Source organism: Diaphorobacter sp. JS3051 (genome assembly GCF_015832135.1).
Taxonomy (GTDB): Bacteria; Pseudomonadota; Gammaproteobacteria; order Burkholderiales; family Burkholderiaceae_C; genus Diaphorobacter; species Diaphorobacter nitroreducens.
On the sequence record NZ_CP065406.1, the window covers coordinates 1,972,340 to 1,997,396 of the forward strand.

A 25,057-nucleotide genomic window follows, 5' to 3' on the forward strand; every position below is an offset into this window, starting at 1 on the left:
GGGTCCTTCTGGCAGCCGCATCTGCCACAGTCTGCATGGGACACAGACTGCCCGCAGGGCCCGCAGGTTCCCCCCTTGGACGCCGAGGGTTACAAGGTTCCGTAGCTGTGCAGCCCGCTCAGGAACATGTTCACGCCCAGAAAGGCGAAGGTGGTCACCGCCAGGCCCACCAGCGCCCACCACGCCGACATGGTGCCGCGCAAACCCTTCATCAGCCGCATGTGCAGCCATGCCGCGTAGTTGAGCCACACGATCAGCGCCCAGGTTTCCTTGGGGTCCCAGCTCCAGTAACCGCCCCAGGCCTCCGCGGCCCACAGCGCTCCCAGGACCGTGGCGATGGTAAAGAACGCAAAGCCCACGGCGATGGACTTGTACATCACATCGTCCAGGATCTCGAAGGACGGCAACCGCTCGGCAATGCGCCGGCGCGCCAGCAAGATGCCCGCCACGATCAGCGCAGAAACGCCGAAATACACCATCCAGTAGCCACCGCCGTTGTCGGCCGCGCCCTGGCGAAAGACGATGGGCTCAAAGCACAGCACCACGCCCAACAGCCACAGCGGTGCCAGTTTCCACCAGCGCGTTTCGCTCGCCTGCTGTTTGATCAGGTAAGCAAAGGCCACCATGGCTGACAGCGCGAAGGTGCCGTAGCCGATGAAGTTGGCCGGCACATGCAGCTTCATCCACCAGCTCTTGAGCGCGGGCACCAGCGGCTGGATCTCATGCGCCTCGCGCACGACCGTGTACCACAGCAGAAAGCCCACGGCGGCGCTCACCACCAGCATCACGAAGCCGCCCAGCGCGCGGGTTTCGTACTGCTCCTCGTAGTACAGGTAGAACACGGCCGTCATCCAGCAGAACATGACGAACACCTCGTAGAGGTTGCTCACCGGGATGTGGCCGATATCCGGGCCGATCTGGTAGCTTTCGTACCAGCGCACCATGGTGCCGATCAATGCCAGCGCCACGGCCACCCACGCAATGCGCGAGCCGATGCGCATCATCGTCTGCCCTTGACCGCGCGAGAGCATGCCCACCCAATAGAACGCGGTGCTCATGAAGAACAGCATGCTCATCCACAGGATGGCCGACTGGCTCGACAGAAAGTACTTGAGTCCGAAGACCGTGTCCGCGCGCGCCAGGTCGCCCGCGCCATTGTTCTGGTACAGCCCGATGGCCAGCAGCGAGCACGCGGCCACCATCAGCATCAGTGTGCTCAGCGGGCGCCAGAACCAGCCCAGCCAGATCACGCTGGGAATGGAGCCCAGCAAAATGGCCTTCTCATACACATCCATGTACGCCGCATAGCGCTGCAGCGCGAACACGCCCCCCGCGACCACCAACAACGCAAACAGCCAGTCCCACCAGCTGCGGCGTGCGAAATACCCTTCGCTCAACGTGAGCGTGGTCGTGGCTGTATTCATGAGGCACCTCCGTGCGGGGATGTTCCGATCAATTGGGTGGTGAGCTGCGCGAATTCACGATCCGCATCCAGCGTCTTGCGGTTGGTGGACAGCGCCATCGTCGCGCGAGCGCCAGTCTCATGGGGTGCCAGCCATACCCATACGCGGCGTTCACGCACGTAGAGCATGGCAAACACGCCGATGATCAGCAGCGCGCAGCCCAGGTACACCACGTTCTTGCCCGGCGCGCGCGCCACCTGGAACACGCTGGCCTGCACCTGCTTGAAGTCACGCAGCTCGAACGCCAGGGGCACCGGATAGGCCTGTGCATCGCTCAGGCTCAACACCGCCTGCGTCATGAACGCCTGCGTTGCGCCATTCTGTGGCAAGGGGGCAAGGCCTGCACGTTCGCGGGTGATCTGTGCCAGTTCGAACAAGGCGCCGTTGAGGATGCGCACCAACACCTCGCTGGCGCGGTTGCGCTCGTCTTCGGGCACATTGGCCTCCATGAAGTCCGAGATCGCCTGCAGCCCGCCACGCGGCCGGCCGGCCGCCGCCGCAGGCTCGTCGATCGCACCGGCGAACAGCGCGAGCGCGCGCCCCGCCGACTGCGCGAGTTGCTCGGCCAGCTCGGGGCGCGCCCCATCCACGGCCGCTGCCGCGTAGCGACGCACCGCCAGCTCGCGCATCTGCGGATCGGCCAGTGCCAGGCGCATGCGCAAGAAGCCGTCCATGCCACCCTCGGCATCCACCGGCACGCGCAGATAGCGGAAGGGCTCCGCGGGGGTCTCACGCACACCCAGCAAATACATGGGCTGACCGTCGCCCGTGTCCACGGGCAGCATGAAATTGTGGAACTCCCGCGCCTGGCCCGCTGCATCGCGCAGCTTGTAGGTGATGCTGGGGCCTACGTTGCGCAGTTCGCGCTTGCTCACGGTTTTGTTGCCGGCACCCAGGCGCGATTCGATCGATTCGCGCAGATCCACCTTGCGCACGTCAGCGCCCGAACCGCTGGCGCCGGTATCGCCGAAGTTCTCCACATTGAGCACCCGCAGCCCCGTGAACTCCAGCGTCATGCCTTCGCCCGAGCCCGAGTGCGTGAGGCGCGTGGAGCCGCCGATCACGCCTTGCACATCGAAGGGCTCCGCGCCCGGCGCCATGGGACGCGCACGCAGGTGCACTTCGGAGCCGCCATCGTCAAAGCTGGATTGGTAGATTTCGATGCCCCGGTAGCTCACGGGATGGTTGACCTCCACGCGCGCCGGCGTGGCCTCGCCCGTGGCGCGGTCGTGGATCACGATCTCGCTGGCGAACAGCTTGGGCATACCGGTGGAGTAATGCTCCACGATGAACTTCTTGAGCTCGACGGCAAACGGCAGCTCCTGCAGCAGTACGCCGTCGGACTGGCTCAGGATGGCGGTGCCGGACTGCGTGCCCTCGGCCACCACAAGATTGCCGCGGAACGTGGGATTGCGCTCGGACAGCCGGTGTTCGGGCTTGACCTCGGAGATCAGGCCAGAGCCCGCATAGGGCGTCTTGCCACCAAACCACATCTGTGCCCGCACGACGAGATCGCCGTCGAGCAGGCCGCCCAGGCACACCAGCACGATGGCGCTGTGCGCGGCGATATAGCCCAGCTTGTTGGCGGCACCGGCCTTGGCGGCCACCATCCAGCCGTCACCTGCCGGGGTCTGGCGCTGCTGCAGGCGCACCTTCCAGCCTTTGGCAACCAGTTGCTGGCCCACGCGGCGCGCGGCCGCCTCGGGCGTTTCGGCCGCCAGCTCCGCGCTGGCCTTGTGGTGGAACGCCTGCAGGCTCTTCTCGCGGATGTCTTCCTTGTAGGTACGCAGATCCGCCAGATACTTGGGCGCATGCCGGGCAATGCACAGCGAGGTGCTGACCACCAGAAAGCCCAGGATCACGAGGAACCACCAGGCGCTGTAGACCGCGTTCAGCTTGAGCGCCAGGAACACCTCCGCCCAGAACGGGCCGAACTGGTTCACATAGTTGACGGCCGGCTCGTGCTGCTTGAGCACCGTGCCGATCACCGAGGCAATGCAGATCACGGTCAGCAACGCGATCGCGAAGCGCATGGACGCCAGCAGCTCGGTCATCGACCGCATGGCGTGCGTCCGGGGGGCGCTGCTAGGACCGAAAGTGGTGTCAGACATGAAAGACGCGAAGGCCGGGAGGAATCCACCTACGCCAGTCAACCCTGCGTGCGTAGGCCCATGAGAAAGGGCGGGCCATCCGTTCAGATGAGCCCGCCCGTCTTGGGTGCGATTATCGGCGGTAGGTTCCAAAGGCGCATCGGAGCACCCCTGGAAATTTGACGTGAATCAACGCAAACCGGCAATGTAGTCAGCCACGGCCTTGATCTCGCGGTCGTTGAGCTTGGCGGCCACGTCGCGCATCTGCACGTTGTTGCCACGCTTGCCGTCGCGGAAGTCCACCAGCTGCTTGACCGTGTAGTCGGCATGCTGGCCCGACAGGCGCGGGTACTGGGCAGGAATGCCGGAACCGTTGGGGCTGTGGCAGCCGGCGCAGGCGGCAATGTTGCGGTCCTGGATGCCGCCGCGGTAGATGCGTTCGCCCATGACGACCAGATCCTTGTCCTTGGCAAAGCCTTCCTTGGCTTGCTTGGAGGCCAGCCACCACGACACGTTGCGCATGTCGTCCTCGGAGAGGATGGCGGCCATGCCTTGCATGATGGGGTCAGCGCGCTTGCCGGCCTTGAACTCCTGCAGCTGCTTGACCAGGTATTCCGGGTGCTGCTGCGCCAGCTTGGGGTTGGCTGCGATGGTGGAATTGCCGTCGGCGGCGTGGCAGGCGGCGCACACGGCGGCGTAGCTGGCCTCGCCCTTCACGAGATCAGGCTTCGCTGCCTTTTGCGGCGCCGGGGTTTCGCCTGCGGCAAGGGCCGAGGCAGCGGGGACTGCCAGTGCGGCAGCCATCAGCAGGGAGGCGAGCAACTTCATATCGGGGGATCTTGTGTTATGAGCGCAAAACCCCGCGATTCTACAATGCCCCCTGTTTCGCCCTATCCCTTGGAAAACCCATATATGCCGACCACATCACATGCGCCAGTTGCTGGCTCCCTCCCGCCAGCGCCGGACGCCAAGGTCGCCATGGGGTGGATGCACACCGCGCGCTTCCTGACGACGGCCGCGCAGTTGCACCATTTGCCCGCCATCGAGGTGCCCGAGATCGCCTTCGTGGGCCGCTCCAACGCAGGCAAATCCACCTGCATCAACACCCTCACCCAGCAGGGCCAACTGGCGTTTGCATCCAAGAAGCCCGGGCGCACCCAGCACATCAACCTGTTCGCGCTGGGCAAGCAGGGCGCAACGGACGCGGTGCTGGCCGACCTGCCGGGCTACGGCTACGCGGCCGTGTCGCGCTCGGACAAGCTGCGCTGGCAGCAAGTGATGCTGAGCTACCTGGTGAGCCGCGAAAGTCTCACCGCCATCGTGCTGCTGTGCGACCCGCGCCTGGGCCTGACCGAGCTGGACGAGGCGCTGCTGAACGCCGTGCGGCCGCGCGTGGAGGCAGGGCTCAAGTTCCTGGTGCTGCTCACCAAGGCCGACAAGCTCACGCGCGCCGAGCAGGCCAAGGCACTGTCCATCACGCGACTGCAGGCCGGCGGCGGTGAGGTCAGGATGTTCTCCGCGCTCAAGAAGCAGGGCGTGGACGAAGTGGCGCAACTGCTGTGGCAGTGGGCCCACCCCGTCCAAAAAGAGGATGCGGCCGTGGAAGCCCTGCCGCCATCTGAAGACCAAAACTGACGCCAGCGCCCGTCCATCAAGCGCTGGCAGCTATGAAAGGCGTAGCGTATGGCGGAGACGATCACCCACACACTGCCGCACGGCATCACGCTGCACTGCCGCGTGGCCGGCATGCCGGGGCGCCCGGTGCTGCTGTTCCTGCACGGCTTTCCCGAAGGCGCGTTCATCTGGGATGCGCTGCTGGGCCATTTCGCCGATCCGGCACACGGCGGCTACCGCTGCGTGGCGCCCTGGCTGCGCGGCTATGCACCTTCCAGCGCGCCGGCTGCAATAGAGGCCTACCGCCCCAAACATCTGGTGCAGGACATCGCCGCGCTGATCGCCCAGGAAGCCGGTGCCGGCACGCCGCTGGCGGCGCTGGTGGCACACGACTGGGGCGGGGCCGTGGCCTGGAACCTGGCCAACCAGCATCCTGGACTGCTCAAGCGCCTGATGGTTATCAACGCGCCTCACCCTGGCGCCTTCTTGCGCGAACTGCAGAGTAGTGCCGCGCAGCAGGAGGCCAGTGCGTACATGCACTTCCTGTGCCGCCCGGACGCCGAGTCGCTGCTGGCCGAGAACGATTTCGCGCGCCTGTTCGGCTTCTTTCGCCGCGCCGATGGCAGCGCGCCCGGCTGGCTCACCCCTGCACTGCGCGCGCACTACCGCGCGCAGTGGGCTGCGGGGCTTGCCGGGCCTTGCAACTACTACCGTGCCAGTCCGCTGCGGCCGCCGCTGCCCTCGTCTTCCCAGGACGACGGAACGCCGGACATCCGCTCCCTCACGCTGCCCGCCGACATGCTGGAGGTGCCCGTACCCACGCAAGTGCTGTGGGGCATGGACGACCCCGCGTTGCTGCCCGGTCTGCTGCAGGGGCTCCAAGCCTGGGTGCCACGCCTGCAGGTGCAGCAGGTGCCGGGCGCCACGCACTGGGTGGTGCACGAGCAGCCGGGGCTGGTGCGCGACAACCTGGCGGATCTTCTTCGCCAGGCACTATGATTTTCGTAGCTGCTAGCGCCTACCAGATAAGCGCCAGAGCCATTTTTACTGATACACCGAATCCTGCCCCTCCGGGCGGGTCTTGAAGCGCTTGTGCACCCAGTAGTACTGCGCGGGCATGGTGCGGATGGCGGCTTCCAGCTCGCGGTTCATGCGCGCCGTGTCGGCCACATGGTCCTCGGTGGGAAAGTGGTCCCAGGCGGGGGTCAGCTCGGCCACGTAGCCCTCGGGCGTCATGCGGCTGTACAGCGCCACCACCTTGGCGCGCCCCAGGCGCGCAAAGCGCGACAGTGACGGGATGGTGGCCGCGTCCGGCATGGCGAAGAAGGGCACGAACACCGAGTCGTTCCTGCCGTAGTCCATGTCGGGCAGCAGGTACAGCAGCCCGCCCTTGCGCAGGCACGAGATGATGGGTTTCACGCCGTCGGCGCGGTTGAGCATGCGCACATTGCCAAAGCGCTGGCGGCCCGCCATGAACCATGCGTCCAGCACCGGGTCGGGGTTGGTGGCGAAGATCGAGGTGAACTCGCGCCGTGTGTTCAGCGGCAAGGCGAGGCCGCCTGCGTCCATGCTGTAGAAGTGCGGCGCGAAGACGATGGTTGGCGTGTCGCCTTCCAGCTCGTGCAGCGCGCCCACCAGCTTCACGCGACTGCGCACCAGCGCCTCGGAGCCCGACCACAACCAGCCGCGGTCCAGGAAGGTCTGGCAGAACACCACGAAGGACTCGCGCGCCCACGCGCGGCGCTGCGACTCGGGCACCTCCGGGAAGCACAGGGCCAGGTTGCGCAGCGCCACCCTGCGCCGCGGCACGGCCAGCACGAACAGCACCCGGCCGATGAACCGCCCCAGCGCACGCAGCGCCGGCAGCGGCAGGCGACCCAGCAAATTCAGCAGCGCGATGCCCGCGCGCGCCATCATGCGCGGCCCTCCGGCGGTGCATCGGCCCCGGCAGAGGTATGCATCTCCGCGCGGGGCTGCTTGTAGCGGGCGTAGCCCCACAGGTATTGGTCGGGGCTTTGGCGGATGAGGTATTCCATGGCTTGGTTGAGCTGCAGCACGGCCGCGTCGAGTGTAGGCGCCAGCGGCTGGGACAAATCCTCCAGGTGCAGCACATAGCCGCGCCCGCGTGGCAGGCGCTCGCACCGCGCCAGGATCACCGCCGCACCGGTCTGCTGCACCAGGCGCGCAGCCAGCGTCATGGTGTAGGCCGGGCGGCCGAAGAACGGCGACCACACCCCCAGCCCCTGCGGCGGCACCTGGTCAGGCAGCAGGCCCACCGCCTCGCCGCGCCGCAGCGCCTTGATCATCTGGCGCACGCCCTGCAACGTGGTGGGCACGGCCTGGATGCCGGGGCGGTTGCGCGCGGTCTGCATCACCTCGGCCAGCCAGCGCTGGCGCGCGGGCCGGTACAGGATGGTGATGGGGCCGTGCTCCGGCGACCAGCGCCGCGCCGCCGCCTGCACCGACAACTCGAAACAGCCAATGTGCGGCGTGAGGAACACGATGCCGCGGCCTTGGCCCCAGGCCCGTTGCACGCATTCGGCCCCGCGTATCTCGCAGGCCGGCGGCTCGGGTCGCAGCCACAGACGCGGCGCCTCAGCCACCATGCGCCCTGCGTGCGCTATGGCCGCACGCACGTCACGCAAGGCATAACCCGCGCGCGCGGCGTTGTCGATGAAGCGGCGGCGGTAGGTGGGCGATGCGCAAAACGCCACCCAGCCAAGCGCCGCGCCAATGACATGCAGCAACCACAAGGGCAGCGCGGAAACGAGCCGAAAGAGGGATGACATTACAATGACGGTCGTCGCCGAGTTAAATGAGCAACTTGCAGGGCGACGTTAAACACAACTGCTAAGGAAATCCTGCAAAACCCCGAACGCAGTCTGCTAGAAGCCAGGAAGTCATGGCATCCTCCCCGCCCATGAAGCAAAGCAGCCTTGACCTGAAACTGAGCACCAAAAAGACCCGCAAGCAAGAACTGCTGATCCAGATGGATTTGGTGGTTCCCTGGGCTGCTCTGGTCGAACTCATTGCGCCCTATTACCCCGAAGGCAAGAACGGCCGCCCACCCTTTGCCCTGGAGACCATGCTGCGCATCCACTGCATGCAGCAGTGGTTCACCCTGTCAGATCTGGCGATGGAAGAGGCCTTCTTTGACACCCCGATCTACCGGGAGTTTGCAGGTCTTGATGTCCATGGGAGGGTGCCTGACGAGAGCACCATCCTGAGGTTTCGTCATCGGCTGGAGAAACACAAGCTGGCCGAGCAGATTCTGGCCACTGTCAACGAGCTTCTGGCAGCCCAGGGCTTGCTGCTCAAGGCAGGCACTGCGGTCGATGCCACACTGATCGCAGCGCCTAGCTCTACCAAGAACAAGGACAGAAAGCGCGATCCAGAGATGCATTCGAGCCAAAAGGGCAACGAATGGCACTTTGGCATGAAGGCCCATATCGGCGTGGATGCGGACTCGGGACTCGTGCATACCGTCATAGGCACCTCGGGTAACGTGGCCGACGTTGTAGAGGGCAACAGCTTGCTGCACGGGCAGGAGACAGACGGGTTTGGTGATGCGGGCTACCAAGGTATCGACAAGCGCCCGGATGCCAAGGAGGCAGTGCGGTGGCACATCGCGATGCGCCCAGGCAAACGCAGAGCGCTGGACAAAGAGAACAACCCCGTTGACGCGCTGATAGACCAAGTGGAGAAGATCAAGGCGAGCATCCGTGCCAAGGTGGAGCATCCCTTCAGGGTGATCAAACGACAGTTTGGATACACCAAGGTGCGCTACCGGGGATTGAAGAAGAACACGTTGCAGCTCAAGACGCTGTTTGCGCTGTCCAATCTTTGGATGGTGCGCCATCAATTGCTGGAGGCGCAGGGATGAGTGCCCCTGAAATCAGGCAAATGGCCGCAAAGGCGGTGCAGATGGCCCGCAAGGGCGTGGAAAGTGGTGCGAAGACCCAGGCTAAACGCCATCCATCGCACTATCTGAAACCGGTGACCTTGTAGCACTTACGCATTCGAGTTATTCAGGGCATCCCTAAAGCGTTCGCCGAGGCTCCATGAGGCTCTGGGCAACGCCCAGATGCTGACAACACGGAGTTTATTCAAATGGCGAACGATTTCCTCTTCACGTCCGAATCGGTCTCTGAGGGCCACCCCGACAAGGTGGCGGACCAGATCTCCGACGCCATCCTGGACGCGATCTTCACGCAAGACCCCCGCAGCCGCGTGGCAGCCGAGACGCTGACCAACACCGGCCTGGTGGTACTGGCCGGCGAGATCACCACCAACGCACACGTGGACTACATCCAGGTGGCGCGCGACACCATCCAGCGCATCGGCTACGACAACACCGAGTACGGCATCGACTACAAGGGCTGCGCAGTGCTCGTGGCCTACGACAAGCAGTCCAACGACATCGCCCAGGGCGTGGACCACGCCAGCGACGACCACCTGAATACCGGCGCGGGCGACCAGGGCTTGATGTTCGGCTACGCCTGTGACGAAACGCCCGAGCTGATGCCCGCGCCCATCTACTACGCGCACCGCCTGGTCGAGCGCCAGGCCCAGTTGCGCAAGGACGGCCGCCTGCCCTTCCTGCGCCCGGACGCCAAGAGCCAGGTGACCATGCGCTACGTGGACGGCAAGCCCCACAGCATCGACACCGTGGTGCTCTCCACCCAGCACAGCCCCGACCAGAGCGAGACGGCTACCAAGATGAAGGCCAGCTTCACTGAGGCCATCATCGAGGAGATCATCAAGCCGGTGCTGCCCAAGGAATGGCTGCAGGACACCAAGTACCTCATCAACCCCACGGGCCGCTTCGTCATCGGCGGGCCGCAGGGCGACTGCGGCCTGACGGGCCGCAAGATCATCGTGGACACCTACGGCGGCGCCTGCCCGCACGGCGGCGGTGCGTTCAGCGGCAAGGATCCGACGAAGGTGGACCGCAGCGCCGCCTACGCTGCGCGCTACGTGGCCAAGAACATCGTGGCCGCCGGCCTGGCGCGCCAGTGCCAGATCCAGGTGGCTTATGCCATCGGCGTGGCGCGCCCGATGAACATCACCGTGTACACCGAGGGCACCGGCGTGATCCCCGACGACCAGGTCGCCCAGCTGGTGCAGGAGCACTTCGACCTGCGCCCCAAGGGCATCATCCAGATGCTGGACTTGCTGCGCCCCATCTACGCGAAGACCGCCGCCTACGGCCACTTTGGCCGCGAGGAACCCGAGTTCACCTGGGAGAGGACGGACAAGGCTGCCGCGCTGCGTGCATCGGCCGGGCTGTAAGGCACGGCGACCCCCACCAGCGGGTGCGGCAGCCTTGCGGCACAAAGCCCAGGCGCTGCGCGCAGCGGCGGGGCTATGAACCCCACGTCTGCGTCCAGGCAATCACTGAGCTTGGGGGCAGAGTTCATATCGCGCCGCGTTGCGAACGCAGACCAGTACGCCGCCGCGTGGCGCTAAGCGGCCGGCTTGTAATCCTGTGCAGGCGCGCGTGTCAACGCCGCGCGCGCTGCTGGCCGCTGGAGGCGCGCCGGCCACGGTGGCGCAGGAACTGGGCTTTTAGGACCAGCGCCACTTCCACAACGCGTTGCGCGAAGGCGTGGCTACTGCGCCGGGAGATTCTCGGCGCTAAGGGCGGCGGCCTGCTGCAGGGCCGCAGCGATGCCCTGCTGGGCAAGGCCGCGCATGTATGCCCTTGCAGACGCCATTTTTTCCAATACACCCCCGGCCCCCGCGTCCAGGCTGCCTGAGAATGCGCTGTTCACGCCCACCTGTTCCTGCTGCTGGCGGGCACACCGCGTGTGCTGCAGCGGCTGTACAGCGCCTGGACGGTTGCCGTCATGCTGGGATGGGTTCTGCGGATGGCCGCCACAGAACGCACGTGCGCCGTGCTGCTGCCGATCGCCGGCGGCGTGGCGCTGCATGCGCTGCGATAACCGGCAGCACTGTCAACACCCTCCTACACGCTGCGGTTTCGCCAGATGACGGAGCGCCTGCGCCAGCGCCTCTACTCTGGTGCCCAGCCGCCGCACCCGCCGGCGGCCCATCCCAAGGAGGCCTATCCCCATGCTCAAGTACGCGATCATCTTCGCCATCATTTCGCTCATTGCCGGCGCGCTCGGGTTCACCGGCGTGGCCGCTGGCTCGGCCGCCATCGCCAAGGTGCTGTTCGTGGTGTTCCTGGTATTGGCCGTGCTGTTCGTGGTGCTCGCGCTGCTGGGTATCGGGGCCGCGCGCAAAGCCATCAAATAGCGGTGCCGGCCGGATGCGGCCCCGCAGTTGCCTACACTGCAGGCCCTGCACGCTCGCATCCGCGCCATGACCCGCACCGTCCACCTGCTCGCCATTGATCCTCAGAACGACTTCTGCGATCTGCCCGCCGCGTGGCACTCGCGCGATCCCCATAGCGGCGCGGTAACCGCCCCGGCGCTGCCCGTTCCCGGCGCGCATGCGGACATGCAGCGCCTGGCAGCGTTCATCCGCGCGCAGGGGGCAGGTATCGACCACATCACTGTCACCCTCGACTCGCACCAGCGGTACGACGTGGCGCACCCTGCCTACTGGCAGCGCAGCGACGGGGGCGCGGTGGCGCCCTTCACCGCCATCACCGCTGCGCAGGTCCGCGCGGGTGCGTTTGCGCCGCGTGACCCTGCCGCGCTGGCGCGCACACTGGACTACCTGGACACGTTGGAAACCCAGGGCCGTTACACCCTCATGGTCTGGCCCGTGCATTGCGAAATCGGCAGCTGGGGCCATGGCGTGCATACCGACGTGCTGGCCGCGTGCAGCGACTGGCAGGCGCATCGCGTGCGCGCCGTGCAGTCCGTCTTCAAGGGCATGAGCCCCTGGACCGAGCACTACAGCGCCGTGCAGGCCGAAGTACCCGACGCGGCCGACCCGCACACCACCCTGAACACCCAGCTGCTGGACCAATTGGCCAGCGCAGACCTGCTGCTCATCGCAGGCGAGGCCAGCAGCCACTGCGTGCGCGCCACCACCGAGCACATCATCCAGCACCTGGCCCGCCTGCACCCCGGGTGGAGCCCGCGGCGCCTGGTGCTGCTTACCGATTGCATGAGCCCCGTGGCCGGCTTCGAGGCGCAGCATGAGGCCTTCCTGGAGGCGATGCACGCCCAGGGTGCACGGCTGGCGACTTCAAGCGAAATTTGCCTCTAGCGCTTATCCATCAAGCGCGAGCAGCTCACTTTTTTGAGAACACACGAATCGCCGCATGTACGACACCGCCATCCTCATCGGCCGCTTCGAGCCCGTCCACACCGGCCATCTCGCCCTGCTGCGCGAAGCGCTGGTGCAGGCGCGGCAGGTCATCGTCATCGTCGGCTCGGCCTTCCAGGCGCGCACACCCAAGAACCCGTTCACCTGGCACGAACGCGAAGCCATGCTGCGCGGTGCTCTGCCCGAGGGCGACCGCACGCGCCTCACCGTGCTGCCGGTGCGCGACTACTACAACGAGGCGGTGTGGGTGGAAGCCGTGCGCAACGCGGTGGCGCGCCACAGCCCGCCGCAGGCGCGCGTGGGGCTGGTCGGCCATTTCAAGGACGCCACGAGCAGCTACCTCAGCGCCTTTCCGGGCTGGGAATTGATACGCATGGAGCGCCAGGGCCGCATCGACGCGACCGCCATCCGCGACGCCTACTTCGGCGCCACACCCGCCACCGTGGCCCACGCGCTGCAGCCGCTGGCGCCCATGCTGCCGCCCGCCACGCAAGCGCTGTTGGAGCAATTCGCCCACACGCCGCACTTCGCCACACTGCAGCAGGAATGGCAGATGCTGCGCGGTTACCGCGCCGCCTGGGCAACGGCGCCCTACCCGCCCGTGTTCGTGACCGTGGACGCAGTACTGCGCTGCCAGGACCACGTGCTGCTCATCCGCCGCGCCCACGCACCAGGGCGTGGCCTGCTGGCGGTGCCCGGCGGCTTCATCGAACAACGCGAGACGCTGTGGCAGTCCTGCCTGCGTGAACTGGCAGAGGAAACGAATTGCGCCCTGCCCGAGGCCACGCTGCGCGCGGCGCTGCGCAGCGTGACGGTGTTCGACCACCCCGACCGCAGCCAACGCGGCCGCACCATCACCCACGCGCACTACTTCGACCTGCAGGACGCGCCGCTGCCCCCGGTGCAGGCGGCTGACGACGCGGCGCATGCCGAGTGGGTGGCCATCGACCGGCTCGCGGGCATGGAAGAAGCGTTCTTTGAAGACCACTTTCACATGCTGGACCACTTCTTGCGCCTCACAGTCCACTGAGGCGGACGGAGAAGTGCGGCTGCCCTCCGCACTTCCGCACCTTGATCGCAGGCCCTGCCGACACTGCGGCCTTGAAACTGTCACGAATGCCTCTATCATTAGCACTCGAAACAGACGAGTGCTAACAACACCGCTGTGTCAGTTCCCTGCGTCCGCGTTGCGGGCGCGTTGTTTGATGTCGCAATCCTTTTTGTTATCAGGAGAGATGCAATGAATCTTCGCCCCCTGCACGATCGCGTGATCGTCAAACGTATCGAAAGCGAAACCACGACCGCCTCGGGCATCGTGATCCCCGACAACGCTGCGGAAAAGCCCGATCAAGGCGAAGTGCTGGCCGTTGGCCCTGGCAAGAAGAACGACAAGGGCGAGCTGATCGCCCTGAACGTGAAGGTCGGCGACCGCGTGCTGTTCGGCAAATACAGCGGCCAGACCGTGAAGGTCAATGGCGACGAGCTGCTGGTGATGAAGGAAGACGACCTGTTCGCGGTCGTCGAGAAGTAATCCCTTCTGGTCAACTCATTTTTCATAGCTGCCTGCGCTTGATAGACCAGCGTTGGCAGCCCATTTGATTCAAATTTGTAGGAGCCAAAAATGGCAGCAAAAGACGTAGTGTTCGGCGGCGAAGCCCGCGCCCGCATGGTTGAAGGCGTGAACATCCTGGCCAACGCGGTCAAGGTGACCCTGGGCCCCAAGGGCCGCAACGTGGTACTGGAGCGCTCGTTCGGCGCCCCCACGGTGACCAAGGACGGCGTGTCCGTGGCCAAGGAAATCGAACTGAAAGACAAGTTGCAGAACATGGGCGCGCAGCTCGTGAAGGAAGTGGCTTCCAAGACCAACGACATCGCTGGTGACGGCACCACCACCGCCACCGTGCTGGCCCAGGCCATCGTGCGCGAAGGCTCCAAGTACGTGGCCGCCGGCCTGAACCCCATGGACCTCAAGCGCGGCATCGACAAGGCCGTGGTGGCCCTGGTGGAAGAGTTGAAGAAGGCCTCCAAGGCCACGACCACCTCCAAGGAAATCGCCCAGGTGGGTTCGATCTCCGCCAACTCCGACGAGTCCGTGGGCAAGATCATTGCTGACGCCATGGACAAGGTGGGCAAGGAAGGCGTGATCACCGTGGAAGACGGCAAGAGCCTGGAAAACGAGCTGGAAGTCGTGGAAGGCATGCAGTTCGACCGCGGCTACCTGTCGCCCTACTTCATCAACAACCCCGAGAAGCAGTCCGCGATCCTGGACAACCCCTTCGTGCTGCTGTTCGACAAGAAGATCAGCAACATCCGTGACCTGCTGCCCACGCTGGAGCAAGTGGCCAAGGCTGGCCGTCCTCTGCTGATCATTGCTGAAGATGTCGAAGGCGAAGCCCTGGCAACTTTGGTGGTGAACACCATCCGCGGCATCCTGAAGGTCGTGGCCGTGAAGGCGCCCGGCTTCGGCGACCGCCGCAAGGCCATGCTGGAAGACATCGCCATCCTGACGGGCGGCAAGGTGATCGCCGAGGAAGTGGGCCTGACGCTGGAGAAGGTGACGCTGGCCGACCTGGGCCAGGCCAAGCGCATCGAAGTGGGCAAGGAAAACACCACCATCATCGACGGTGCTGGTGCCGCTGCCGACATCGAAGCCCGCGTGAAGCAGATCCGCATCCAGATCGAGGAAGCCACCAGCGACTACGACCGTGAGAAGCTGCAAGAGCGCGTGGCCAAGCTGGCCGGCGGCGTGGCCGTGATCAAGGTGGGCGCTGCCACCGAAGTCGAGATGAAGGAAAAGAAGGCCCGCGTGGAAGACGCCCTGCACGCCACCCGCGCTGCCGTGGAAGAAGGCATCGTGGCCGGCGGCGGCGTGGCACTGCTGCGCGCCAAGCAGGCCGTGGGCAACCTGTCCACCGGCAACCCTGAGCAGGACGCCGGCATCAAGCTGGTGCTGAAGGCTGTCGAAGCCCCCCTGCGCGAGATCGTGGCCAACGCCGGTGGCGAACCGTCGGTGGTCGTGAACGAAGTGCTGAACGGCAAGGGCAACTACGGCTTCAACGCAGCCAACGACACCTACGGCGACATGCTGGAAATGGGCATCCTCGACCCCACCAAGGTGACCCGCACGGCCCTGCAGAACGCCGCTTCCGTGGCCTCGCTGCTGCTGACGACCGAAGCCATGGTGGCCGAGGCGCCGAAGGACGAGTCCGCAGCCCCCGCCATGCCCGGCGGCATGGGTGACATGGGCATGTAATTGCCTGGGCCCCGCCTGCGCCCTGATGGCGCAGGCAGCACCCAACCCGCAAGCAGTGCTTGCGGGTTTTTTTTCGCCTGCGTGTGTGGCGGGTGACCTTCCGCGGCGCACCGCGCGCGGATCTGGCCTGCCGTCCCCCAATACCCCTACGCAAAAGCAAGCTTTGCGCTCCTCGCATAATTGTATTTATATGTAAATATTAGTAATTCATTGCTAGCGGTTCACTCTGGCCGTACCGCCATCGCACGGCCCTTCGCAGGAGCCTCCGCCATGCACACGACCCCTCGCCGTCTCTTTCCCCGCCTCCTCTCCCGCGACCCCTACCGGCGTGTGCGCGTCGGCATGGCGCTGCTCGCGCTGCTGCTGATGAGCTCCAGCGCCCTGGTGATGCTGTTGCTGCACCACCCCAGCGCAAACCACCACCTGGACGCTGTGCGGTGGTGGGCGGCGCTTTCGGTGGGGGGGCTCGCAGTCATCACGCTGCTGATCCGCACCGGCTGGTCCGAGCGGCTGCGCGATCCGTCCCTGACCCTGGTGCAAATGGCGTGGACCATCACCAGCGGCGCCGTGGCTTACGTGCTGGCAGGGGAAGGCCGCGGCGTGGTGCCCTCCGTGCTGGCCATGATCCTGTTCTTCGGTGCGCTCTGGGCCTGTCGCCGCGCCAGGTCGTGGGCATTGGGCTCTACGCGATGGCGGCGTTCTCGGTGGCGGTGGTCGTCTCGCCGCGTTTCTACGCAACAACATTCGACGTCATGGATGGCGCCTACGCAGCCATGATCCTGATCGTGCTGGCCGGGTGCATGGTGGTGAACCTGCGCGTGCAGCAGATGCGCCAGCGCCTGGACCGGCAACGTGAGGCGCTGGCCGAAGCCCTCGCGGAAAACCGGGCGCTGGCCATGCGCGACGAGCTCACGGGCCTGTACAACCGCCGCGCCATGGTCGAGCTGATCCAGCTGGAGTGCCGGCGCCGCCGCCGGGGGCAGGGCGCGTTGTTGTTCGCCATGATCGATGTGGACCATTTCAAGCGCGTCAACGACCACCACGGCCACGCCATGGGCGACCATGTGCTGCGGGTGTTCGCCGACGCCCTGCGCGCCAATGTGCGCGAAACCGATGTGCTGGCGCGCTGGGGCGGCGACGAGTTCCTGCTGCTGCTCAGCGACATCGAACCACGCAGCGCCCAGACCCTGCTGGAGCGCACGCGCGAAGCCATCGCTGCCCTGCCCGTGCCCAACGCACCGCCGGGCCTGCGCCTGAGCATGTCCGCCGGCCTGGCGCTGCACCTGCCCCATTCGTCACCCCAGGAAACGCTGGAGCGTGCCGACCAGGCGCTCTACGCCGCCAAGGACCAGGGCCGCAACCGGGTGGCCCTGGCTCCAGAACTCCAGCCGGCGCCTGTAGATGATGCGCCGGCCATGCCCCAGGCAGCGCGCGCCTGAGCCCCGTCAGAGCAGGAAGCGCACCCCGTTTCAGGCCGCCAGACGGCGCAACAGCCCCGCGCTGGACGGGTCCAGCCCCTGCACATCCCCCGTGGCCAGACGCGGCTCCAGATCCTTGGCGATGCCTTTGCCCAGTTCCACACCCCACTGATCGAAGCTGTTGATGCCCCAAAGCGCCCCGCTGGTGAACACGCGGTGCTCGTACAGCGCGATCAGCGCGCCCAGCGACGCCGGGTCCAGACGCTCCAGCACCAGAAATGTGCTCGGCCGGTTGCCGCTGAAGCGCCGGTGGCCGTCGGCCTCTTCGGGCCGTCCCATCATCAGCGCCCGTGCCTGGGCCAAAGCGTTGGCCACCAGACGCGGGTGCTGGTCCGGCAAATCACGCCCCGGCTCGCGCAGCGCGATGAACTCCACGGGCACGGTGTCGGGCCCCTGGTGGATCATCTGAAAGAACGCATGCTGCCCATTGGTGCCCGGCTCGCCCCAAACCACGGCAGAAGTGGCATAGGGCAGCGACTGGCCGTGCGCATCCACCCCCTTGCCGTTGCTCTCCATCTCCAATTGCTGCAGGTACGCCGGCAGGCGGCGCAGGCCATGGCTATAAGGTGCCATGCTGCGGCTGGAGAAGCCGTGGAAATTGCGGTACCACAGGTCCAGCAGCGCCAGCCGCACGGGCAGGTTGGATTCCAACGGCGCGGTGCGGAAATGCTCGTCCATCGCATATGCACCCGCCAGCAGTGCGCGAAACTGCGGCGCACCCACGGCAATGGCAATCGGCAGCCCGATGGCGGACCACAGCGAATAGCGTCCGCCCACCCAGTCCCAGAAGCCCAGCGTGGTGGTGATGCCGAACTGCGCCGCCGCTTCCAGGTTGGTCGTCAGTGCATAGAAATGGCGCGCCAGCGGCAGCCGCGCCCGCGCGTCCTCGCTGCCGCCCTGGTCCAGGAACCATGCACGCGCCGCCTGTGCGTTGGACATGGTCTCGGCGGTGGTGAAGGTCTTCGACGCAATGAGGAACAGCGTGCTTTCGGGCCGCAGCTGGCGCAACAGGCTGCCCAGCTCCATGCCGTCCACGTTGGAGATGAAGTGCAGGCGCTTGCCCGGGTGGCGCAGGTCGTCCAGTGCCTTGACCACCATCGCCGGCCCCAGGTCCGAGCCGCCGATGCCGATGTTCACGATGTCGGTGATGCCATCGTCAGCGCGCACGCGCTCGGCGAGGGCCAGCATGTCCTCCAGCGTGGCGTGCACGTCGTGCAAGGCAGAGGCGATTTCAGGCGCTACTGTATCGATAGCTACTCGCGCTTGACCTGTATGCCCTGGAGCCGGTTTTCGCAACAACCAATGCATCACCGCGCGCTGCTCGGTGTTGTTGATCGGCAGGCCCTCGAACATCGCATCGCGGTAGGCCACCACGCCGCATTCACGCGCCAGCTGCAGCAGCAGCGCTTCGGTGGGCGCGTCGATCAGGTTCTTGGACAGGTCCGCAAACACATGCGGAGCGTCCTGGCTGAAGCGCTCGAAACGCTGCGCATCCTGCGCAAATGCGGCGCGCAGGTCGAAGCTGCGGCCGGCGCTTTCGTAATGGGCACGCAGGCGCTGCCACGCATTCGTGTGGTCGCAGCGGGTGCGGGGATCGTCAAAATTCATGCAGCGGCTTGCATCAGTTGTTCCAGCTTGGCCGCGTCCGCCGCAAATGCGCGGATGCCTTCGGCCAGCTTCTCGGTGGCCATGGCGTCGGCATTGAGCGCATAGCGAAAGCCCGCCTCGTCGTACTGCACGGGTTGCAGCGCAACGCGGCGTGCCGCCTCGGGGTCGAGCACGCGTGCCACCGGCGCATCGCTGGCGGCCAGCTGGGCCAGCAGCTCAGGGGCAATGGTCAGCAGGTCGCAGCCCGCCAGCGCGACGATCTGCCCGGTGTTGCGAAAACTGGCACCCATGACCTCGGTGCCGATGCCGAAGTGCTTGTAATGGTTGTAGATGGCGCGCAAGGACTGCACGCCCGGGTCATTGGCGCCGGCCATGGCGGCCTCGTCCCAGTTTGCGCCGGCCTGCTTCTTGTACCAGTCGTAAATGCGTCCGACGAAAGGCGAAATGAGCTGCACCTTCGCCTGACCACAGGCCACCGCCTGTGCAAACGAAAACAGCAGCGTAAGGTTGGTGTGGATGCCGCGCTGCTCCAGTTGGCGCGCGGCCTGGATGCCCTCCCACGTGGCGGCGATCTTGATGAGCACGCGGTCGATGTGCAGCCCTTCGGCCTGGTACAGCTCCACGATGCGCTCCGCACGCGCCACGGTCGCCGCGGTATCGAACGACAGGCGTGCATCCACCTCGGTGGACACGCGCCCAGGGATGATCGACAGGATCTCGCAACCGAAACGCACGATCAGGCGGTCCATCAGCTCGTCGATGGCGCGGCCATGCCAGCGCGTCACGCAGTCCTTGAGCAGCGGCGCGTACTCGGGCTTTTGCACGGCCTTGAGGATCAGCGAAGGGTTGGTGGTGGCGTCTTGCGGCTGGAACTGGGCCAGCTGCTTGAAATCGCCGGTGTCGGCCACCACGGTGGTGTACTGCTTGAGCGCGTCGAGTTGGTTCATGGCGTGTTGTCCAGGGAGAAAGGCGCGGGGAGCCCAGCCCCGGCGCGTAACCGGCAAGTGTATGCGCGGCCACGGCCCGTCCCGTATCGGTCAATGCCGACCATGAAACTCGATAACATCGTGCACTGGATACGGACCACATGCGGGCACCGTTTTCCCATCGATCAACCCTCTACACATCACCGCAGCTGGCTCATGAGCTTTGATCTGGTCCTCTTCGGCGGCACGGGCGACCTCGCCTGGCGCAAGCTGCTGCCTGCCTTGTTCCAGGCTTTTCGCCACGGGTCGCTGCCGCCGCAGGGGCGCATCATCGGCGTGGCGCGCGACGCGCTGAGCGACGGCGACTACCGCGCGCTGATTGCCCGGCGCTTTGCCGATGTGGAGGGAGAAAAACGCCCCAGCGACGAAGAATTCGAACGCTTTGCCGCGCTGTTGCAGTACCAGCGCATGGATCTGTCCCAGCCAGAGGATTACGCCCTGCTGGCGCAGCGCCTGCGCGAGCGCCATGCCGACACGGTGGTGATGTACCTGGCCACCGCGCCCGCGCTGTTCACCACCGTCTGCGAGCAGCTCGGCGCTGCCGGCCTGGCGACGCCCGCCACCCGCGTGGTGCTGGAAAAGCCCCTGGGGCACGATTTGGCTTCCAACCGTGCCATCAACGCCGCGGTGCGCAGCGTGTTCGACGAACGGCAGATCTTCCGCATCGACCACTACCTGGGCAAGCCCTCGGTGCAGAACCTGCTGGCGCTGCGCTTTGGCAACGCGCTGTTCGAACCCCTGTGGCGGCGCGAGACCGTGGCCAGCATCGAGATCACCATGGCCGAGCAGCTGGGCGTGGAGCAGCGTGGCGCCTTCTACGACCAGACTGGCGCGTTGCGCGACATGGTGCAGAACCACGCGCTGCAGCTGCTGTGCGCGATCGCCATGGAGCCGCCCATCAACGCCCATGCCGATGCCATCCGCGATGAGAAGCTCAAGGTGCTGCGTTCGCTGAGTACGTGGACACCCGCCACGCTGCTGCGGGACGTGGTGCGCGGCCAGTATTCCACCGGCACCACGGCCTGCGAGGGCGTGCGCGCCTATGCCGACGAGGACGGCGTGGCGCCCGGCAGCACCACCGAAACCTTCGTCGCCCTGCGCACCGAGATCGCCAATTGGCGCTGGGCGGGCGTGCCGTTCTACATCCGCACCGGCAAGCGCCTGGCCGCGCGCGAGGCACACATCGCCATCAACTTCCGCCCCACACCCCACGCCATCTACCGCACGCCGCTGGGCGCGGCCAACCGGCTGGTGATCCACCTGCAGCCGCGCGACGGCTTGGCGCTGCACCTGTTTGCCGCGGGGCAGGAAAAGCGCGGCATGCGCATTTCCGAAGCCCAGGCGCTGGCGCCCGTGCAGCTGGACCTGGACTTCGACCAGCGCTTTGGCAGCCAGCGCGTGGGAGCGTACGAGCGGCTGCTGCTGGACGTGATCGCCGGGCGCCTGAATCTGTTCGTGCGCGCCGACGAACAGGAAGCCGCCTGGCATTGGGTGGAACCCATCATGCAGGCCTGGGCCGAGCAGGACGCCCGTGGCGAAGGCCCGCGCCCGTATGCCGCTGGCAGCTGGGGCCCCAGCGCCGCCAGCGCGCTGGTGGCCCGCGAAGGACACACCTGGATGGAAGAATGCTAGACCGCATCACCGCTTCCCTGCCCTCGCTCGCCCCCGCCGAGCAGCGCGTGGCCCAACTCGTGCTGGACGACCCGCGCGCCTTTGCCCACCTGCCGGTGCGCGAGCTGGCCGCGCGCGCGCGCGTCAGCAAGCCGACAGTGGTGCGCTTTTGCCGCAGCATGGGCTATGACGGCCTGGCGGACTTCAAGCTCAAGCTGGCCGGCAGTGTGAGCGAGGGCGTGCCCTTCATCCACCGCAGCGTGGACGCCGACGACAAGACCAACGACGTGCTGGTGAAGGTGGTGGACAACGCCGTGGCCGCCTTCCTGCAGTACCGCAGCGCCGCCAGTACCAATGCGCTGGAGCGTGCGGCCGAGGCCATCGCCAGCACCTGGCAGACGGGGCGGCGCATCGAGTTCTACGGCGCGGGCAACTCCGGCATCGTGGCGCAGGACGCGCAGCACAAGTTCTTTCGCCTAGGCATCACCAGCATCTCCACCAGCGACGGCCACATGCAGGTGATGAGCGCCACGCTGCTGGGCCCGGGCGACTGCGCGGTGATCATCAGCAACTCGGGCCGCACGCGCGACCTGATGGACGCAGCCGACATCGCGCGCAAGAACGGCGCAACCACCATCGCCATCACCGCCAGCGGCTCGCCGCTGGCACACACCTGCCGCATCCACCTGGCGGCCGACCACCCCGAGGGCTACGACCGCTACAGCCCCATGGTCTCGCGCCTGCTGCACCTGCTCATCATCGACGTGGTCGCCACCTGCGTGGCGCTGCGCATCGGCGAGCCGCTGCAGCCGGTGCTGCAGCAGATGAAGAACAACCTGCGGGCCAAGCGGTATACCTGAGGGCACCCCCCTGAGCGGCTGCGCCGCTTCCCCCTCTCTCTACGCGCTGCGCTACGGGAGGGGGGACACCGCCAGCGCCCGGGCCAAGCCCGCTGCGCGGCGGTTGCTGGGTTGGGGCGCGCCAGTTCCATGCCGGGCGCGCTATGGCGAAGTACAAAAACAATAGCTGCTACCGCCTGCCCCGCTTGGACTTCAGAAACAAAAGCATCTGAAATCAAGCAATAACAAGCGGTAGCAGCTCTCTTTTTCAGAGCGCCGCTTCAGCGCCCGTAGGTGGCGGTGAAGCTCGCCTTGGCCAGGGTGTGGGCGTTCACCATGAAGCCGGCGAGCGCGGCGGGGGCGTCGTCGGGCACATCGATACGCTCCACCGACAGCGCATGCACCGTGAAGATGTAGCGGTGCGGCTTGTCGCCCGGTGGCGGGCACATGCCGCCCCAGGCGTACTGCCCGTAGTCGTTGCGGATCTGGCGCGCGCCAGCCGGCAGGTGGGCGCCGCCCTTGGCGCCGGCGTTGGCGGGCAGCTCACTCACCGAAGCCGGCAGATCGATCACATACCAGTGCCAGAAGCCCGAGCCCGTGGGCGCGTCGGGGTCGTACACGTTCACGGCAAAGCCCTTCGTGCCCTCGGGCGCACCGCTCCAGCGCAGCACGGGCGACTGGTTCCGACCGCTGCAGCCAAAGCCGTCGAACTCGAAGCTCTGTGCAATGGTGCTGCCGTCGGCGATGTCGGGACTGGTGAGGGTGAAGGCGGTCATGCGCGGTACTCCTGGGGTTCGTTGACGGGAAACCGTCAGTATGCCCGCGCATTCCCGCCGTTCACTTCACGGGTCCCGTCACTGCCCCGCGAAGCTCTTGGTGCTGTAGAGCTCGTGCGGCAGCCGGTTCAGCACGGGCAGGCCGGTGGCGGCGTCGCGCGGCTGCTTGTCGATGTAGCTGAAGAAGACATCGGCATCCAGCACGCCGATGTCCAGGCGCCGCGCCGCGGGCACGGCCGCCAACGTCTTGTAGCCGTCGCCGCCCGTGGCGTTGAAGCTCAACACGAAGAGCCTGTAGGTCTTGGCCGGATCGATCGGCCCCCAGGTGCCGGTGGCGGCGTTGCGCACTTCGAGACCGGAGGCGCGCTGGCCGAAGGCGGCCGAGGCGTTCACATCGAAGCGCAGGCCGCCGGTATAGGGATAGGGCCCGGTCGATCCGCCCGCCTTGAACACGGCCTCCAGGCCGTCTTCGAGCATGGATTTGACCTCTGCACCGGTCACGTCCAGACGAAACAGCATGTTGCCGAAGGGCAGCACCTGGATCACCTGCGCTGCTGTCACCGTGCCGTCCAGCGCAATGCGCACACCGCCGCCGCTTTGCAGCGAGATGTCGGCGCCGCCGTACTTGGCATTGCCCTCGTCCACGTAGGCCTGCGCCACCAGCTGCTGGATGTCGCCGCCGCGCAGATGCACGCTGCCCTCGGAGTTGCATGTGGGGCTGGAGCCGCCCGAGCCGGGATTGCCCGGCACGCGGCGGAAGCACAACTCCTTCGGCACCACCGCCACGTTGGTCTTGTTGAAGACGGCCACGCGGTCCTTGAACGGCTGCAGCGCCGTGGTGGCGGCGGCGGCTGGTTGCGTCACGCGCAGAAAGCCCTTGGCTGCCACGTCCGCATCGATGGCCTTCTTCTCGGCATCGGTCGGGGGCAATTTGTTGATGGTGAAGTCGCCACCGATCAGCACATGCGGCGTGCCACTGCACTGCGTGACCTCGCCCTTGCCGTCAAAACGCACCTTCAACTCGCCCACCACCTGCGCGTATTCCCAGGCCTGCACCACGCAGACGTTCTTGCCGTCCTTGTCGGTCACGCGCGTGGGATAGGCGCCACTGGGCGTGCCCACGCCCGTGGTCTTGAGCGCGTCGGGGCCCAGCAGCGTGTGCGAATCGCCGCCCACGATCACGTCCACGCCGCTGAGCTTGGCGGCGATTTCCTTGTCGTAGCCATAGCCCACGTGGCTCATGACGATGATCTTGTTGATGCTCTGGGCACGCAGCTTGTCGATCTCACGCTGCGCCGCCGTGACTTCGTCCTCGAAGGTGGTGTCCGCGTCGGGGCTGGACGAGGCCTTGGTCTTGCCCGCAATCGTCAGGCCGACGATGCCGATCTTCTGGCCGCTGCGCTCCACCACGGTGGAAGGCTGCACGTAACCGGGTGCCTTGGTGGCGTTGAGCGCCGAGCCGGCACCGAACTTCACGTTGGCGCTGAGCACCGCCGTCTTGCAGGACCCTTTCTTGAGCAGGTCCAGGAATCCCTTGAGGCCCGCGTCACCCTTGTCGAACTCGTGGTTGCCCAGCGTGAAGGCGTCGAAGCACACGGTGTTCATCAGCGCGGCATCGGCCTCGCCGTCCGCGCCTGCGCGGTTGAAGTACAGCGTGCCGGTGAGCGCGTCGCCCGCATGCAGCTTGAGCACGTTGGCGCCCGCGGCCTTGGCCAGGCTGTCGAAGGCCGCGGTGACGCGCGCAAAGCCACCGGCTTCGACGGCCACGTCCACAGGCGCGGCGCCGCCCGTGGACAGCTTCAGCGTCTTGGACTTGGCGTCCAGCGTGGAGTGGTGGTCGTTGATGTGCAGGACGGTCAGTTCCAGCGGCTGGGCCTCGTCGTCATCGTTGCCACCGCATGCCGCCAGCACGCCACACGCCGCCAGCGCCACCGCGCCCATCCGCACCCGCCGCCCGTAGGGCTTGTTGGCCCATTGCATCCACGAACCCATGTTCTCGCTCCCTGTTGAATCGTTACAGAGTGGAGATGGTGGGAAGCAAGGATGACAGCGCCGTGAAAGCCCCACACGCGCGCCCGTGAAACAGGGGCCGCG

At 66.2% G+C, this 25,057-nt stretch carries 24 protein-coding genes; 14 read left to right on the forward strand and 10 right to left on the reverse strand.

The genetic code is table 11. The annotated features are described in order from the left end of the window. Positions 1-89 precede the first annotated feature (89 nt). From ccsB to I3K84_RS09455, 3 genes are all read right to left on the reverse strand, one after another. Positions 90-1,424: a c-type cytochrome biogenesis protein CcsB gene (gene ccsB, locus I3K84_RS09445; protein ID WP_011804163.1), complete on the reverse strand. Its 1,335-nt coding sequence runs from the start codon at positions 1,422-1,424 to the stop codon at positions 90-92. Next, positions 1,421-3,574: a cytochrome c biogenesis protein ResB gene (locus I3K84_RS09450; protein WP_196995967.1), complete on the reverse strand. Its 2,154-nt coding sequence runs from the start codon at positions 3,572-3,574 to the stop codon at positions 1,421-1,423. Before I3K84_RS09450 ends, ccsB begins: the two co-directional genes overlap by 4 nt. A gap of 168 nt (positions 3,575-3,742) precedes the next feature. Continuing rightward, positions 3,743-4,381, reverse strand: a complete 639-nt coding sequence (locus tag I3K84_RS09455) for a c-type cytochrome (RefSeq protein ID WP_196995968.1) — start codon at positions 4,379-4,381, stop codon at positions 3,743-3,745. Between the two features lie 84 nt (positions 4,382-4,465). On the opposite strand from I3K84_RS09455, the gene yihA reads away from it, so the two are divergent. Both yihA and I3K84_RS09465 read left to right on the forward strand, forming a co-directional pair. Beyond that, positions 4,466-5,188, forward strand: a complete 723-nt coding sequence (gene yihA / locus I3K84_RS09460) for a ribosome biogenesis GTP-binding protein YihA/YsxC (protein ID WP_049756449.1) — start codon at positions 4,466-4,468, stop codon at positions 5,186-5,188. Between the two features lie 48 nt (positions 5,189-5,236). Then, positions 5,237-6,166 (forward strand): alpha/beta fold hydrolase, encoded by a 930-nt coding sequence (locus I3K84_RS09465; protein WP_196995969.1) that lies wholly within the window; start codon positions 5,237-5,239, stop codon positions 6,164-6,166. A 45-nt stretch (positions 6,167-6,211) separates the two neighbouring features. Here I3K84_RS09465 and I3K84_RS09470 read toward each other — a convergent pair whose 3' ends face one another. Together I3K84_RS09470 and I3K84_RS09475 are read right to left on the reverse strand one after the other, a co-directional pair. Next, positions 6,212-7,084: a lysophospholipid acyltransferase family protein gene (locus I3K84_RS09470; RefSeq protein WP_011804158.1), complete on the reverse strand. Its 873-nt coding sequence runs from the start codon at positions 7,082-7,084 to the stop codon at positions 6,212-6,214. Continuing rightward, positions 7,081-7,956, reverse strand: coding sequence for a lysophospholipid acyltransferase family protein (locus I3K84_RS09475; RefSeq protein WP_196995970.1), 876 nt, complete (start codon positions 7,954-7,956; stop codon positions 7,081-7,083). Before I3K84_RS09475 ends, I3K84_RS09470 begins: the two co-directional genes overlap by 4 nt. A 131-nt stretch (positions 7,957-8,087) precedes the next feature. Here I3K84_RS09475 and I3K84_RS09480 point away from each other — a divergent pair, with 131 nt between their 5' ends. From I3K84_RS09480 to metK, 3 genes are all read left to right on the forward strand, one after another. Beyond that, positions 8,088-9,050: an IS5 family transposase gene (locus I3K84_RS09480; protein WP_196995386.1), complete on the forward strand. Its 963-nt coding sequence runs from the start codon at positions 8,088-8,090 to the stop codon at positions 9,048-9,050. Continuing rightward, positions 9,047-9,175 carry a hypothetical protein gene (locus I3K84_RS22440; protein ID WP_255352815.1) on the forward strand — a complete coding sequence of 43 codons (129 nt, stop codon included), beginning with the start codon at positions 9,047-9,049 and terminating at the stop codon, positions 9,173-9,175. The genes I3K84_RS09480 and I3K84_RS22440 overlap by 4 nt, the downstream gene beginning before the upstream one ends. Before the next feature lie 102 nt (positions 9,176-9,277). Beyond that, the gene (gene metK, locus I3K84_RS09485; protein WP_196995971.1) at positions 9,278-10,459 is read left to right on the forward strand and encodes a methionine adenosyltransferase; all 1,182 of its coding nucleotides are present in this window, start codon (positions 9,278-9,280) and stop codon (positions 10,457-10,459) included. Between the two features lie 320 nt (positions 10,460-10,779). Here the strand turns inward: metK and I3K84_RS09490 are convergent, their stop codons facing one another. Next, positions 10,780-11,100, reverse strand: a complete 321-nt coding sequence (locus tag I3K84_RS09490; protein ID WP_196995972.1) for a hypothetical protein — start codon at positions 11,098-11,100, stop codon at positions 10,780-10,782. Between the two features lie 142 nt (positions 11,101-11,242). Between I3K84_RS09490 and I3K84_RS09495 the strand changes: the two genes are divergently transcribed. The 7 genes from I3K84_RS09495 (at position 11,243) to I3K84_RS22250 (ending at position 17,104) form a co-directional block, all read left to right on the forward strand. Next, entirely contained in the window at positions 11,243-11,428 is a 186-nt protein-coding gene (locus I3K84_RS09495; RefSeq protein WP_011804154.1) for a DUF1328 domain-containing protein, read from the forward strand. A 66-nt stretch (positions 11,429-11,494) separates the two neighbouring features. Then, a complete protein-coding gene (locus I3K84_RS09500) occupies positions 11,495-12,352 on the forward strand; it encodes a cysteine hydrolase (protein WP_196995973.1) in 858 nt (285 codons plus the stop codon). Between the two features lie 55 nt (positions 12,353-12,407). Then, on the forward strand, positions 12,408-13,442 hold the full coding sequence (locus I3K84_RS09505) for a bifunctional nicotinamide-nucleotide adenylyltransferase/Nudix hydroxylase (protein ID WP_012655679.1): 1,035 nt from the start codon (positions 12,408-12,410) through the stop codon (positions 13,440-13,442). Between the two features lie 210 nt (positions 13,443-13,652). Next, positions 13,653-13,943, forward strand: a complete 291-nt coding sequence (locus I3K84_RS09510) for a co-chaperone GroES (protein ID WP_011804151.1) — start codon at positions 13,653-13,655, stop codon at positions 13,941-13,943. A gap of 90 nt (positions 13,944-14,033) precedes the next feature. After that, positions 14,034-15,665 (forward strand): chaperonin GroEL, encoded by a 1,632-nt coding sequence (gene groL / locus I3K84_RS09515; protein WP_196995974.1) that lies wholly within the window; start codon positions 14,034-14,036, stop codon positions 15,663-15,665. Between the two features lie 270 nt (positions 15,666-15,935). Then, positions 15,936-16,442, forward strand: coding sequence for a hypothetical protein (locus I3K84_RS22245; protein WP_231403449.1), 507 nt, complete (start codon positions 15,936-15,938; stop codon positions 16,440-16,442). Further along, a complete protein-coding gene (locus I3K84_RS22250; protein ID WP_231403450.1) occupies positions 16,418-17,104 on the forward strand; it encodes a GGDEF domain-containing protein in 687 nt (228 codons plus the stop codon). The genes I3K84_RS22245 and I3K84_RS22250 overlap by 25 nt, the downstream gene beginning before the upstream one ends. Before the next feature lie 30 nt (positions 17,105-17,134). Here I3K84_RS22250 and pgi read toward each other — a convergent pair whose 3' ends face one another. Beyond that, the gene (pgi, locus tag I3K84_RS09525) at positions 17,135-18,751 is read right to left on the reverse strand and encodes a glucose-6-phosphate isomerase (RefSeq protein WP_196995975.1); all 1,617 of its coding nucleotides are present in this window, start codon (positions 18,749-18,751) and stop codon (positions 17,135-17,137) included. After that, positions 18,748-19,698 carry a transaldolase gene (gene tal / locus I3K84_RS09530; protein ID WP_196995976.1) on the reverse strand — a complete coding sequence of 317 codons (951 nt, stop codon included), beginning with the start codon at positions 19,696-19,698 and terminating at the stop codon, positions 18,748-18,750. The genes pgi and tal overlap by 4 nt, the downstream gene beginning before the upstream one ends. Before the next feature lie 195 nt (positions 19,699-19,893). Here tal and zwf point away from each other — a divergent pair, with 195 nt between their 5' ends. Both zwf and I3K84_RS09540 read left to right on the forward strand, forming a co-directional pair. After that, positions 19,894-21,369, forward strand: a complete 1,476-nt coding sequence (zwf, locus tag I3K84_RS09535; protein WP_196996095.1) for a glucose-6-phosphate dehydrogenase — start codon at positions 19,894-19,896, stop codon at positions 21,367-21,369. After that, a complete protein-coding gene (locus I3K84_RS09540; RefSeq protein ID WP_012655673.1) occupies positions 21,363-22,208 on the forward strand; it encodes a MurR/RpiR family transcriptional regulator in 846 nt (281 codons plus the stop codon). The genes zwf and I3K84_RS09540 overlap by 7 nt, the downstream gene beginning before the upstream one ends. A gap of 260 nt (positions 22,209-22,468) precedes the next feature. Here the strand turns inward: I3K84_RS09540 and I3K84_RS09545 are convergent, their stop codons facing one another. Continuing rightward, on the reverse strand, positions 22,469-22,963 hold the full coding sequence (locus I3K84_RS09545; RefSeq protein ID WP_011804144.1) for a YbhB/YbcL family Raf kinase inhibitor-like protein: 495 nt from the start codon (positions 22,961-22,963) through the stop codon (positions 22,469-22,471). A gap of 78 nt (positions 22,964-23,041) precedes the next feature. After that, positions 23,042-24,955, reverse strand: coding sequence for a bifunctional UDP-sugar hydrolase/5'-nucleotidase (locus tag I3K84_RS09550; RefSeq protein ID WP_196995977.1), 1,914 nt, complete (start codon positions 24,953-24,955; stop codon positions 23,042-23,044). Between the last annotated feature and the right edge of the window lie 102 nt (positions 24,956-25,057).